This is a genomic window from Metabacillus sp. YM-086 (assembly GCF_048059995.1).
In the GTDB taxonomy this organism is placed as follows: Bacteria; Bacillota; Bacilli; order Bacillales; family Bacillaceae; genus Metabacillus; species Metabacillus litoralis_B.
The window spans coordinates 110,134-123,641 of sequence record NZ_JBLUOI010000004.1 but is presented as its reverse complement, the minus strand read 5'-3'; the positions used below and the strand labels follow the sequence as shown (position 1 = coordinate 123,641).

Here is a 13,508-nt window from a genome sequence, read left to right as displayed (position 1 = left end):
TGTTGATTGAAGTGAAAGGCGCGCAGGAGCTTGCGACAGGAGGCTCACCGCCAGCCCCGCGGAAAGCGAAGTGCCTGGAACGGAAAGCAACAGCCTCTGTTCAGCTCAACCAAAATAAAAGACTGTAGAAACCCCGATGTTTTTCGAGTTGTCTACAGTCTGAGGGAAGCGACTTAGTCGTTTCCCTTTAAAACTCAAACCAATTATTTGCAATCATCTTTTTGTACCAATAAAAACTATCTTTTTTCGTTCTTTCTAGAGTGTTGTAATCAACATGTACAATCCCAAACCGTTTGCTATAGCCTTCTGCCCATTCAAAGTTATCCATTAAAGACCATACAAAATAGCCCTTAATATTTACTCCAGATTCAATCGCTTGACTTAAAGCGGTTAAATGCTGTTGTAAGTATTTAATTCTTCGTTCATCTCCGACTTTTCCATTAACAGGTTCATCATTGTAACATGCACCATTTTCAGTAATATAAATCGGTACATCGCCATATCTTTTCGTAATGTGCGTCAGCACTTTAAAAAATCCCTCAGGATAAACCGGCCAATCAATATCCGTTCTTTCATAGCCCATTTCAATATATTCAAAGTCAAATAAACCTGTATTTTCTTTATAACGCGCGATATGACCTGTGTAATAATTAATCCCAAGAAAATCAATAGGCTGGTTAATATCATCTAAATCTCCAGATTGGATATGAAGTTCAACCCCTTTTTTCTTAAACCATTCGACCATAAACTGTGGATATTCTCCCTTAAACACCGGGTCCATAAACCATTCCACATAATGACCAATTTCACGTTGACATGCATCGAGATCCTCTTGTTGATCACTAAAAGGATCTAGCCATGTGGTGTTAGGTGCAAAGCCAATTTGTCCTTCTACCTCTAATTCTCTAAATTTTTTCACTGCTCTACCATGCGCTACTAATAAATGATGAGAGATATCAGTAGCTAACTGCAGATCTTGATATCCAGGTGCATGTGCTCCGATATGATTGGATAAGAAAGAAATACACCATGGCTCATTTAATGTAATCCAGTATTTAATTTTCCCTTTAAATTCACGAAACATCGTTTCTGCATATTGAACGAATGCATCAATGGTTTCTCTGTTTGCCCAACCGCCTTGATCTTGAAGGGCTTGTGGAAGATCCCAGTGATAGAGTGTACACATTGGCTCGATTCCATTTTCTATTAGCTTATCAACAAAATCATGGTAGTATTCTAATCCTTTTGGGTTGATGTCTCCCTTACCATTTGGATAAATACGTGGCCATGCAACAGAGAAGCGGTAGTAATCGATCCCAAGATCTTTCATGATTCTAATATCTTCTTCGTATCTATGATAGGAATCACATGCAATATCGCCGTTGTCACCACCTTTTACTTTTCCAGGTGTATGGGAGAATGTGTCCCATATTGATGGTCCACGGCCGTCTTCGTTTGCTGCACCTTCAATTTGGTATGATGCTGTTGCGGTTCCCCATTTCATGTCTTTAGGGAATTGAATGATTGCCATATTTATTGCCTCCATTATGTTGAGTGTTATAGGGTATAGGGTTAACTCTTTGTACTGGTTCGTTTCATTGCGCTGCAGACACTTGCTTTCCTCTACCTCCCGCAGGAGTCAAGTGTCTTCCGCTCCATTACACTATCGTTTAAAAAACTAGTTTCCCAAAGCAGTACTCTGTTTGAATGCCAACATATTGCAAAAACCTTAAGAGGACATTATATTAAAGTACAACTGTAAAGCTTTCAACACCATGCTCTGGTATAAGTTTTATTCCATGCTCTGTTGATTCGAATTTCACATGATCAGCTCTAGTTATTTCTGTGATACCACGTAATAGTAATGACCATGGTTTTCCTACAGTTTCAGAGATATTGATTGTTAATTCATTTTCAGTACGGGTTGCTGATACTGCTAGTTCTGCTTGTGATTTAGGGTTACGTACAGTGGCTGTTGCTGTTTTACCGTCTTCGAGTTGGAAGAGGTGTAGTTCGGTATTGTTTGCGTAGTCATAATCAGCTTTGTTAACAATTGAACCGAACGCAATGAGTGAATTAGGACGAGCATATAATGGAAGACTTAAGTAGCCATGATTTTCTGTTCTCCATTCTCCTCCGTCTATTACTTCATTTGATAATAGATGTGTCCATTTTCCTTTTGGAAGATAAAATGATACATCTCCTTCTTCGTTAAATATTGGGGCTACAAGTAAGGATTCACCAAACATATATTGTCTATCCAGGGTTTCGACAGCTGGATCGTCTTGGAACTCAAGTAGCATAGCTCTCATCATCGGAAGCCCTAGTTTTGCTGAATCATTCGCTGAATCAAAGATATATGGCATTAATGTTGATTTTAACTTTGTGAAAAATCTCGTCACTTCAACAGCCTCTTCATCATATGCCCAAGGAACACGATAAGACTTACTACCATGCAAACGGCTGTGACTAGAAAGAAGACCAAATGCTACCCAACGTTTATATAAATCAGCTGGCGCTGTACTTTCAAATCCGCCGATATCATGACTCCAGAATCCAAATCCCGTTAAACCAAGTGACAATCCACCGCGGATACTTTCGGCCATTGATTCATAAGTAGCGTCACAATCACCACCCCAGTGAACTGGGAATTGTTGACCACCAGCTGTTGCTGAACGGGCGAATAGGGAAACTTCTCCTTCTCCGAGCTTTTCTTTTAATACATCAAATACAACCTTGTTGTATAAGAATGTATAGTAATTATGCATTTTGTCAGGATTTGAGCCGTCAAAGTAAACAACATCGGTCGGGATTCTTTCACCAAAATCGGTTTTAAAAGAATCTACTCCCATATCTACTAATCTTCTAAGATGACTAGCATACCACTCACATGCTGCAGGGTTAGTAAAATCAACGATTCCCATACCTGGCTGCCATTTATCCCATTGCCATACATCTCCATTAGGGCGTTTAATTAAATAGCCATTTTGAACGGTCTCGTCAAAAAGCTTTGATTCCTGAGCAATATAAGGGTTGATCCATACGCAAATTTTTAATCCTTTTTCTTTCATTCGTTTTAGCATTCCATCAGGATCTGGAAACATGGTTCGATCCCATTCAAAGTCGGTCCAATTTAATGCTTCCATCCAGAAACAATCATAATGGAATACCGATAATGGAATATCGCGTTCACGCATTCCTTCTACGAAACTATTCACTGTTTCCTCATCATAGTTTGTTGTAAACGAGGTTGATAGCCATAAACCAAACGACCAAGCAGGTGGCATTGCTGGTTTACCTGTTAATGATGTATAGCTTGAAATAACATTTTTTAACGTTTCTCCACCAAAAATAATGTAATCTAATGATTCACCTTTTACGCTGAATTGAATCTTTGATACTTTTTCAGAAGCCACTTCAAGAGATACGTTTTCCGGGTGATTAATAAAGACTCCATACCCTTTGTTTGATACGTAGAAAGGGATATTTTTATAGGATTGTTGTGATGCCGTACCTCCATCTTGATTCCATATCTCGATTTCTTGTCCGTTCTTTACAAAGGAAGTGAACCTTTCACCAAGACCATAGATATTTTCCCCAACACCTAAATTGAGCTCTTCGCGAACATAGGTAGTTTTATTGGCAGTTTCCGTAATGTGGGACATTGCCTTATATCCACTGCCCGTCATTTTTTTGCCATTATATAAGTATTGAATTCCCCATGGTCCCTTTTTATTAATGACTGCACTTGTTTTTCCACTCTTAAATGTTATCGTATCTTCATTTTCTTCTATTGAAACAGGTGCTTGCTGTTCATAAAGCTGAAATTCTGGACCACGCTGCAATGCTCCTTTATGGTGAATGATTTTTACTCGAATCGCATCTTCCATTGGAGATGAAAATTCCACTGTTAATAAGGACGTATCTAGTTGATAGCCTCGATCTGATATATCCTTCGGTGCTACTAATACTTTTAATGTATTCTCTGTTATAGTAGCCTTAAAAAACTGTACGCCAGAAATTAAATCTAAGCCTTCCCTTATCATCCAATATCCATCTGTAAATTTCATGTTTACACCTCTTCATATCATTAAGTCAATTTACCAAAAATCTATTTGGTAGATAGACGAATTTTCAAATTAATTACACTTAAATGTTCCTTATTTTTAAAAGAGACCCAAAGGTGATTTCGGGTCTCTTATCTTTTTATCTTAGTTATTCCAAAGCTCTACTCGCTCTTTGATTAATTCTGTTCTCATTGCTTCGGCTTCTTTCGCACCAGCGTCATCGATTTCTTTCAAGAAACCATCATACACCTTATCAAAGTCAGAAGGTTTTGCTAAGATTGCCTCCGGAATACGTTTCTTCACAATATCAAGCACCTTTTGTTCAATAAGCGCTAAATCTGAATCACCAGGAACTTGAATATTAAAAGATGTACCCCAAGGTTTGATAGGGAATTCATCTTCCTGTGGATATAAGTCCTTCCACATTTCAACACCATAGTTAGTTAATACTTCTTTTTCTACATCTGTATAAGCATCTTTTATTTGTTCTGGAGAAGCAATTGTATATGTTTGGCCATTTGAATCAGTTACTCCATCTCCATAAAGAGGAGCAAAGCCTTTTAATACACCAATACCAGTTTCTTTTACATAGTTAGCATTATTATTTCTTTTATCCATTTCTTCATCAGAAATGACACGTTTTCCATCTTCAATTGTGTAGTGCTCTCCTTCAATTCCCCAGTTTTGAAGAATTTGACCTTCTTCAGATGCTAGAAAATCTAAGAATTTGATGGCAGCTACCGGATCTTCACAATTAGTTGTGATACCAACCCCCCAGCCAGCTAAATAACCAGCACTTTGGAAGTTCGCATGCTTCATATCTTCTTCCAGTGTCGCAGGGTATAATCCATACATTCTATCTTGTTGACCTTGTTCACGTAATGCACGCTGCGCCTCGTCGAATTCCCAATCATCATCAATAATTCCTAATACACGTCCTGAAGATAATTTAGCTAAATATTGATCATATTTTTGAACAAAGCTTTCTGGATCAAGCAACCCTTCATCATTCATATGATTTAACCAACGGAAGTACTCTCTCTCCTCTGGACGCTTGTAATGAAACATTGCTTCATACGTTTCTGGATCAATATAGTATTCTCCATCATCAGATGCACCAGTTGACCAGAAAGCTGGGTTTGTCGTCGAAATCATAATGCGCCAGTCATCTGCTAATAGTGATAAACCAATAGTAGATTGCCCATTTACTTCTGGTACCTTTTCTTTATATTCTTTAATAGCGTTTTCAAAATCCTTTAACGTATTAATTTCTGGATATCCAAGTTCCTTTACAACTGCATGCTGTAATCCCACACCATGACTAGGCTTAAAGTACTGAGTGTCTACAGGAGCCGTAGGTAAAATGTAGATTGACTCATCATCACTGCTCCATTTTAGACGATTCATATAATCGCCATATACTTTTTTCAAGTTAGGAGCATGCTCTTCAATAAGATCCGTAAGATCAATAAGTGCACCAGCATCAACTAATTTTCCTGCTTCACCTTTTGGTGCAATAATGTCCGGATACTCTCCACTTGCAATCATTAAGGCAATTTTTTGAGTTCCACCATTTACGTCAAATTCAGGATTTAACGTTACACCTGTTTTTTCTTTGACAACTTTACTTACAGGACTTTCCATATTATCCCATTGCGTATGTGGATCTGCACTAAATAGAGTAAACTCTGTAAGGCCTTCTTTATTCTTTTCTGTTTCAGTTCCAGACTTGTTGCTACAGCCTGAGATGATAAGAACAAAACTAATTGCCATGAACAAAACAATCTTACTAACACTCTTTTTCATGTATGAAACCCCCTAGTTTGAAATTGTATACATAGAACAGAAGTTTATATCTACTACTCTCTTACACCTAGTTTAGTTGGATCACCTCCTACAAAGTTGAGTTATTAATAGACTTCATTAACTTTTAACAGCCCCAATTGTCATTCCTTGCACAAAATATTTTTGAACAAATGGATAGACGACTAAAATAGGAACAATTGTTACAACTGAAATGGCCATTTTAATTGACTCTGGAGACACAAATGCTTTTAATTGATCCCCAGTCATCCCCTTCATCCCATTTGGATCTGTACTACCTACCGATGTATTTTGCAAAATCTTCATTAATTCATATTGCAGCGTTGTTAAATTTTCATTCATGCTGTTATATAAGTAGGTATCAAACCAGGAATTCCAATGCATTACGGCAACAAAAAGGGCAATTGTCGCAAGTACCGGTTTACATAAAGGCATGATAATCTTCCAAAAAATCATAAAATCATTTGCTCCATCAATTTTTGCTGATTCTTGAAGGGCATATGGAAGTCCATCAATAAATGAACGAACAATGATAATATTAAATGCATTTACAAGGCCTGGGATAATATAAACCAAATAGCTATTTACTAATCCTAAATCTCTTATCAACATGTACCCTGGAATTAATCCACCAGAGAAATACATCGTTAACACAATAATCATGGAGAATAATTTCCGCCCTTGAAAATCTGCTCGACTAAGCGTGTATGCGACCATTGCAGATGATATAACACCTAAAATAGTTCCAATAATGGTACGGGTAGTCGAGTTAATAAAACCAGTTATCAGGTTATCGTATTTGAAGATTTCCATATAATTGTCTAACGTAAATGATCTTGGCCAAATATGAATGCCACCTCTTACTGTATCAACCGATTCATTAAATGAAATGGCAATTACATTCAAAAAAGGATATAGGGTGACGATTGAGATTAGAATTAAATAGATATAAATAAACCAATCAAATAGTCGATCTTTTGCAGTTGATTTAGAAAGTGACTTATCTTTCCGCATGTTTATTTTCCTCCTTACATTACACTGGAGTTGGAATATTTCTTAAAAATTCCATTCGCCACAAAAAGTAGAATGATACTAACTACTGAATTAAATATGCCAATCGCGGTACCATATGAGAATCGTCCTAACCCTATTCCATAGTTCAACGCATATAAGTCTAGTACCTCGGCAAAGTCTACAACTAAGTTATTTCCTAATAGCATTTGCTTCTCAAAACCAATGCTAGTTAAGTGCCCAATATTTAAGATTAATAGAACGAGAATCGTTGGTCGTATTCCCGGCAATGTGATGTGCCATATTTGTCTTAACCGACCAGCACCGTCTACCTTTGCCGCTTCGTAAAGCTGAGAATCAATTCCTGACATTGCTGCAAGGAAAATAATTGCGTTCCATCCCATCTCTTTCCATATATCAGATGCTACAACAATCCCCCAAAAATACGATCCTTCTGCCATGAATTGAAAAGGCTTGTCTAGTATGCCAACGCTTATTAATAAATCATTGATTACCCCACCGTCAGTAGATAGCATTTTTGTCACAATCCCAGCAACAACAACCCAAGATACAAAGTGTGGTAGATATGTGATTGTTTGAACCGTTCGTTTGAACATGTTTACGCGAACTTCATTTAACAGTACAGCAAAAATGATTGGCATCACAAAGCCGATGGTTAACCCAAGAATACTCATACCTAGTGTATTTCTTAGTGCCCGATAAAACCGATCATCTGAAAATAGTTCAATAAAATGCTCAAATCCAACCCATTCTTGCTGTAATAGAGGTAGACCTGGCTTGTAATTTTGAAAGGCCATCGTCCATCCCCATAACGGAAGATAGTTAAATATAATGACTAGGATGACAAAAGGAACAGACATCATATATAAGTATTTTTGTTGCACTAAGGTTTTCCAAAAGCTGTTTTTCTTCGTTTGAATGATTGTAGCCGTTTTTTTGCTAGTAACCGTTTTCATATCCGTTGATTCCTCCTTACTTATAACTCAATGATAGCGCATACAATTAAGATTAAATACCTAATAAATTTAAACAAAAATCATATAGAATTTATATATATAAAATCATATAAAAAACGTACAACGAAAAAATCGTGTACGTTAAGGTGTTTTTCTTCTATATTTACTTGGAGACATACCAACATATTTTTTAAATTTATTATGAAAATAATCAACGTTAGAATAGCCAACCTTTTCGGCTACTTGGTAAACCTTCATCCCTTCTGTTAAAAATGTTTTTGCATTTTCCATTCGAATTTTATCAAGATAGGTGTTGAAGTATTCTCCTGTATGATTTTTGAAAATTTTACCTAAATAGGCACTATTATAATCAAATATCTTTGCCAAAGTTTCCAACTTTAAGTTTTCATGATAATGACGATGGATAAAATCTACAAGTTTCTTTAATTGCCCTTCCTGGTCACCAACATTTTGACTAGATATAACTTTACACAATATATCATAAATGTATTCTATTAGAACAAACAAAGATGTTTTATCATTGATTTTATGAAGATCCGCCGTAAGATCAGATAACGTATCACTTAGCTCTGGTTTATTCACTGAGCACTTATTAAGGACCATTGATAATAAGCGGATAAAACTTGTTTTGATTTGTTCCTCTGAGTACTCTATATTAATCATTGTTTGCGCAGCTTCCATTATTTCATTTTTAAGTGCCTGTTCATTAAATGCTTCAAGAGCAAAATAGAGTCTTTCTGTAAATGTATGGATTGGGAACTCATTTAGGTGAATTTCATTATCTTTTTGATTTCTAGCCACTAAAAAAGGTTCTGAATCAGATCTTAGAAATTTAGATTCTTTATAATAAAATGCATCATCGAGTCTAGCTTTTGTGTTTCTATATTCAACACCAATGTCAGTAATGATTGGAAAAACATGACTTACAGACATCATAATATTGATGCCCTTCAGATGGTTTCTTACTAGATCATACAACTCGTTATAATGAACAAGATTAGGTCTTATGTCTTTTAGTAGGATACAAAGATAATGATTTCTACTGAACAAATAGCCCCAAGTTTCTTCAATATAATTTGTTAAACGTAATCTAGCTTCTTCTAAATCTATGTTTGTTTGATTTAAAACTTTTATCAATACTACCTGATAATTTTTTGCTTCTAAACCTAATTTTGCAACGTCATTATTCAAATTTTGAGAGGGAACATTTTCTTTAGAATCAATCAATTCCTTCAAGAAAACTTGTCTATTATCAGGCAAGCTGCTAGCTAGTAATTCGTTAGAAGTTTGTTTTTGATCTAACGTTTTCTTAATTCCTTTCACATATCCAATCAATTCTTCTTCCTCTACTGGTTTTAATAAATAGCCAGTCACATTTTGCCTAATAGCCTTTTGGGCATAAGAAAAATCAGCATATCCACTCAGTACTAGAAATTGCACCTGATCATCATTTCTCCTAACAGTTTCAATAAGTGTGATCCCATCCATCCTTGGCATCCGAATATCAACAAGAATCAAATGGACTTCATTCTCCTTATATTTTTCGAACCCCTCTTGTCCATCTTTTGCTGTATCAATCACGTTGAAATCAAAGTCCTCCCAAGGAATTAATGTTCTCAAACCTTCTCGAATCATCGGCTCGTCATCAATAATTAACACGTTATACATGTTCCTTCCCCCTTGCTGGTATCACAAATGAAACCTCTGTTCCACTATTAGGTTGACTCTTAATTGTTAAGCCACTTTCCTTTCCAAACGTAAGGATAAGTCTTTGATGTACATTCACTAAACCAATTCTATTTTCTCTATTATCCTCGATATTTTCCAAGGCTTTATTGATTAGTTGTAGCCTTTTTTCATCTATACCAACTCCATTATCTGAAACAAGTACATGTAACTCTTCACCTATCACCTTTGTCTTAATGGCTACTTGTCCACCGTGTGACTTATCTTCTAGACCGTGAAGAACGGCATTTTCTACAAGCGGCTGAATAATAAGTGGATGAATATAAAGCTCCTCAGATAATGGATCAATATTTAACGAATAAGTTAAACGGTCATCATAGCGGAATTTTTGGATTTCTAAGTAACATTTAACTAAGTCAATTTCATTTTGTAGCGTGACCATTTCACCGGTAACAGAAATACTTTTTCTCATTAATTTCCCTAGCAATTTTACGACACCGGCAATTTCCTTTTCCCCCTTCATATGTGCCTTCATCCTAATGGATTCTAACGCATTGAAAAGAAAATGCGGGTTAATTTGACTTGCCATCATTTTTAACTTTATTTCCTGCTGACGTTTTTCCAGGATATTGTTTTTTCTGTGCGCCTTGTCTACCTCTTCTATTAGCTCTCTTATATTTCGAATCATATAATTTAATTGGTAAGATAACAGCCCAATCTCATCTTCTCCATCTACTTGAATATAAACATTTAAATCTCCTTCAGAAACGGTATCAATCTGTTCACCTAACCTAAGGATTCTTCTTGATAGGAGCTTGGAGAAAAAGTAGATTAATAGAACAGCAATTACTAAACTAAGAACAATGACAATTAATCCTAGAACGAGAAACTTATTCGCATCCTCCATAATGACCTTCTGAGGGATAACAGAGACAAATCTAAGTTTATTTGAGCTAATTTCAGGCAATAAAATATCAACAAGAACTTCAGCTTCTTCTCCATCAACCTTCCCAGAAAACGTACCTGACCATTCATCAGGCGGCAGCTCACTAGCAACAACATCATTTATCTTTTTACCTATAAATTCTTTACGATTTGAAACGGCAATATAGTTATTATCATCAATAATCATAACCGGTGTTTGTTCTTGGCTGAGCATATCGTATAAATGCTTGTTGTTCACATTAATCACTAAAAGAGGGCTTGTTTTATAATCCGTATAGTTGATCTTTCTTACTAAGCTTAAGTATTTTTCGTTGTTTTTTGTTTCATCCGGTATATAATACCAGCCTATCAATCCATTAGCATTTTTTGCGGAATGATACCAAAAATTATCTTCAATAAATTCCTCAGGAATAAATCTCCAATTATTTAGCATTGTTTTATTCTTTGTGTAAACACGTATGTTCGAAATTTCATTAAAGGTTTCAAGATATTCTTCAAATTTATGATAGCTATTATACGAAGAAACAACTTCTTGAATAGTTGTATATTCCTTATTAAGAATATCTTTCAGATCATGATCTAACGTTAAGTTATTCGATACATATATTGCCTTTTCTAACGTCTCGGCAGTACGCTTTTTAACCCTTTCTAAATCAGAGGACACTTGCTCTTTTGCATCGGTGAGAGCATTGGACCTTAATTCATGAGTCAAAAAAGTTCCAACAATAAGCAATGGAATAATAACAGCTATAACAAAAGAAAATACAAGCTTAGAATGGAGCTTCATATTATTAAAATAGTTTTTGATACGATTCATAAAATTGCACCGCCAAGATTTGTGTGTAAACGCTTTAATTTTTGCGAACTAGTAAAATTTATCTAGGAATAGGTCAGTAGGGAAAAGAGGCTAAAAAAAGATAGCCCCTTCATCGTCATTTACTCTGCTCAATAATCGCAACATCATATGAAGCCAGCTCAATTGAGTGATCGACTTTTTTTCCGGTTAATAGATTAAGTCCATTTACAGAAGGAAGCTCGATTTTTATAGCATCACTATTATGGTTTAAAACAAATACATATGTTTTTTCGCCCTTTATACGTTGTGTAATTTCAACACCAGGCTCATTCCCTGCAAAATTATTGCTTATTCCTTTTTCATTCATCATTCCATTAAGTAAACCATATAAAAATGCCTCATCAGGGCTTGATGCCACATACCATGCCTGCCCTTTACCATATTTATTCTTCGTTACCACCGGTCGGCCCTGATAAAAATCCTCTCCATAGGTGGCAATGGTCTCCGCACCCTCTGAGTGAATAAGATCAAATAATAGGTTACAAGAATATTCACTTTTTAAGAGGCCATATTCTTTTTCCATGATTATTTTATTTGTATGTTCTGGAGCAAGTGCGTCTATTTCTTCTGACCATATTCCAAGTAGTTGACGCAATTCACCAGGATAACCTCCTAATGTGACCAGATCATTTTCATCCACAATCCCGCTAAGAAAAGTGGTTAAAAATGTTCCCCCCTTTTCTACAAAATGTTCAAGCTTCTTTGCATATCCCGGCTTAACCATGTATAAAACAGGGGCAATAACAACTTCATATTGACTCAGATCCGCGTCAACACCAATCATATCCACTTGGATATTTTGGTCAAACAAAGCTTTATAGTATTTGTGAACTTCATCTACATATTTCAATGAGATAGATGGACCTGAGGAATATTCAACAGCCCACCAATTATCCCAATCAAACACAATCGCTACTTTTGCTTTGACTCTTGAATTTAATAGAGTATGTGATAATTGATCAAGCTCTTCCCCCAGTTCCGCTACCTCTTGGAAAACTCTTGTATGCTCATGACCGACATGCTCGATCACAGCTCCATGGAATTTTTCACATGCTCCTCTTGAACGTCTCATTTGGAAAAACAACACTGTATCAGAGCCGTGGGCAACTGCTTGATAGCTCCACAACCTCATCACACCAGGACGCTTCAATGCATTATATGGCTGCCAATTTTGCTGACTTGGCGTTTGCTCCATTAACATAAAAGGTTCGCCATCTTTTAAACCGCGCATTAAGTCATGCATCATCGCTGTATAGCTAACAGGTGTGTCAATTGAAGGATAATTATCCCATGCGATCACATCCATATACGGGGCCCACTTTTGATAATCTAGTGGTTTATAAGCACCCATTATATTTGTAGTGACAATCGTATCAGGAATCGATTCTTTAATAATATCATACTCCATTTTATGGCATTCTAACATACTATCAGAATTAAAACGTGCATAATCTAAGGAGATTCCCTGGAACATTGTGTGTCTTTCCCCAAAATGTTCACTAAGTAGATTAGGTGTGACAATCTCGTCCCAGTCATAAAACGTATGTCCCCAAAAGCTTGTGTTCCAGGCTTTGTTAACATCATCTAATGTACCGTATTTTTCTTTAAGCCAAACACGAAATGCTTTCTCACAATGATCGCAATAGCAGGCTCCACCCCACTCATTTGAAATATTCCAAAGCAGTACAGCCGGATGCGTCTTATAGCGCTCAACAAGTTTCTCCACAAATAACGAAGCATATTTTCGGTAAGTTAGGCTGTTTGGGCAGGAATTATGTCTACCACCAAACTTACGTTTCTTTCCGTCAAATTCAGTTCGTAAAACATCTGGATATTTCTTAGCAAGCCAAGCTGGATGAGCTGCTGTACCTGTTCCAATTCCTACCCTTATACCATTTTCATATAAGGTATCAATCACTTCATCTAACCATTGAAAATCGTAAGAAACTTCATCCTTCTGAGAGGTTGCCCATGCAAAAATATTCACTCTCACAAAATCAATTTTCGCCTTTTTAAACATTCTTATATCTTCATCCATCGTTTCACGGTCATATTGTTCGGGATTATAATCTCCCCCATAAATCATTTTCGGGATTTTTGTACTAATCATTCTATTACCTC

The 13,508-nt window shown here is 36.2% G+C and carries 8 protein-coding genes; all 8 read right to left on the bottom strand.

Annotation, left to right across the window (positions count from 1 at the left end; genetic code table 11):
- Nucleotides 1–187: 187 nt before the first annotated feature.
- On the bottom strand, nucleotides 188–1,531 hold the full coding sequence (locus ACEWK1_RS03280) for a GH1 family beta-glucosidase (RefSeq protein ID WP_212135826.1): 1,344 nt from the start codon (nucleotides 1,529–1,531) through the stop codon (nucleotides 188–190).
- 214 nt (nucleotides 1,532–1,745) lie between these two features.
- Nucleotides 1,746–4,070, bottom strand: a complete 2,325-nt coding sequence (gene yicI, locus ACEWK1_RS03275) for an alpha-xylosidase (RefSeq protein ID WP_212135824.1) — start codon at nucleotides 4,068–4,070, stop codon at nucleotides 1,746–1,748.
- 141 nt (nucleotides 4,071–4,211) lie between these two features.
- Nucleotides 4,212–5,873 carry an ABC transporter substrate-binding protein gene (locus ACEWK1_RS03270; RefSeq protein ID WP_212135822.1) on the bottom strand — a complete coding sequence of 554 codons (1,662 nt, stop codon included), beginning with the start codon at nucleotides 5,871–5,873 and terminating at the stop codon, nucleotides 4,212–4,214.
- 117 nt (nucleotides 5,874–5,990) lie between these two features.
- On the bottom strand, nucleotides 5,991–6,905 hold the full coding sequence (locus ACEWK1_RS03265; RefSeq protein ID WP_212135820.1) for a carbohydrate ABC transporter permease: 915 nt from the start codon (nucleotides 6,903–6,905) through the stop codon (nucleotides 5,991–5,993).
- 14 nt (nucleotides 6,906–6,919) lie between these two features.
- On the bottom strand, nucleotides 6,920–7,879 hold the full coding sequence (locus tag ACEWK1_RS03260; RefSeq protein ID WP_212135818.1) for an ABC transporter permease: 960 nt from the start codon (nucleotides 7,877–7,879) through the stop codon (nucleotides 6,920–6,922).
- Nucleotides 7,880–8,020: 141 nt separating this feature from the next.
- Nucleotides 8,021–9,568, bottom strand: a complete 1,548-nt coding sequence (locus ACEWK1_RS03255; RefSeq protein ID WP_212135816.1) for a response regulator transcription factor — start codon at nucleotides 9,566–9,568, stop codon at nucleotides 8,021–8,023.
- A complete protein-coding gene (locus tag ACEWK1_RS03250) occupies nucleotides 9,561–11,348 on the bottom strand; it encodes a cache domain-containing sensor histidine kinase (protein ID WP_212135814.1) in 1,788 nt (595 codons plus the stop codon). The genes ACEWK1_RS03255 and ACEWK1_RS03250 overlap by 8 nt, the downstream gene beginning before the upstream one ends.
- A 115-nt stretch (nucleotides 11,349–11,463) precedes the next feature.
- Nucleotides 11,464–13,497 (bottom strand): beta-galactosidase, encoded by a 2,034-nt coding sequence (locus ACEWK1_RS03245; protein WP_212135812.1) that lies wholly within the window; start codon nucleotides 13,495–13,497, stop codon nucleotides 11,464–11,466.
- Between the last annotated feature and the right edge of the window lie 11 nt (nucleotides 13,498–13,508).

Bases quoted from the DNA above. Each gene is read 5' to 3' on its own strand.
- ACEWK1_RS03280 (WP_212135826.1), bottom strand. From the start codon at position 1,531: ATGGCAATCATTCAATTCCCTAAAGACATGAAATGGGGAACCGCAACA.
- yicI (WP_212135824.1), bottom strand. From the start codon at position 4,070: ATGAAATTTACAGATGGATATTGGATGATAAGGGAAGGCTTAGATTTA.
- ACEWK1_RS03270 (WP_212135822.1), bottom strand. From the start codon at position 5,873: ATGAAAAAGAGTGTTAGTAAGATTGTTTTGTTCATGGCAATTAGTTTT.
- ACEWK1_RS03265 (WP_212135820.1), bottom strand. From the start codon at position 6,905: ATGCGGAAAGATAAGTCACTTTCTAAATCAACTGCAAAAGATCGACTA.
- ACEWK1_RS03260 (WP_212135818.1), bottom strand. From the start codon at position 7,879: ATGAAAACGGTTACTAGCAAAAAAACGGCTACAATCATTCAAACGAAG.
- ACEWK1_RS03255 (WP_212135816.1), bottom strand. From the start codon at position 9,568: ATGTATAACGTGTTAATTATTGATGACGAGCCGATGATTCGAGAAGGT.
- ACEWK1_RS03250 (WP_212135814.1), bottom strand. From the start codon at position 11,348: ATGAATCGTATCAAAAACTATTTTAATAATATGAAGCTCCATTCTAAG.
- ACEWK1_RS03245 (WP_212135812.1), bottom strand. From the start codon at position 13,497: ATGATTAGTACAAAAATCCCGAAAATGATTTATGGGGGAGATTATAAT.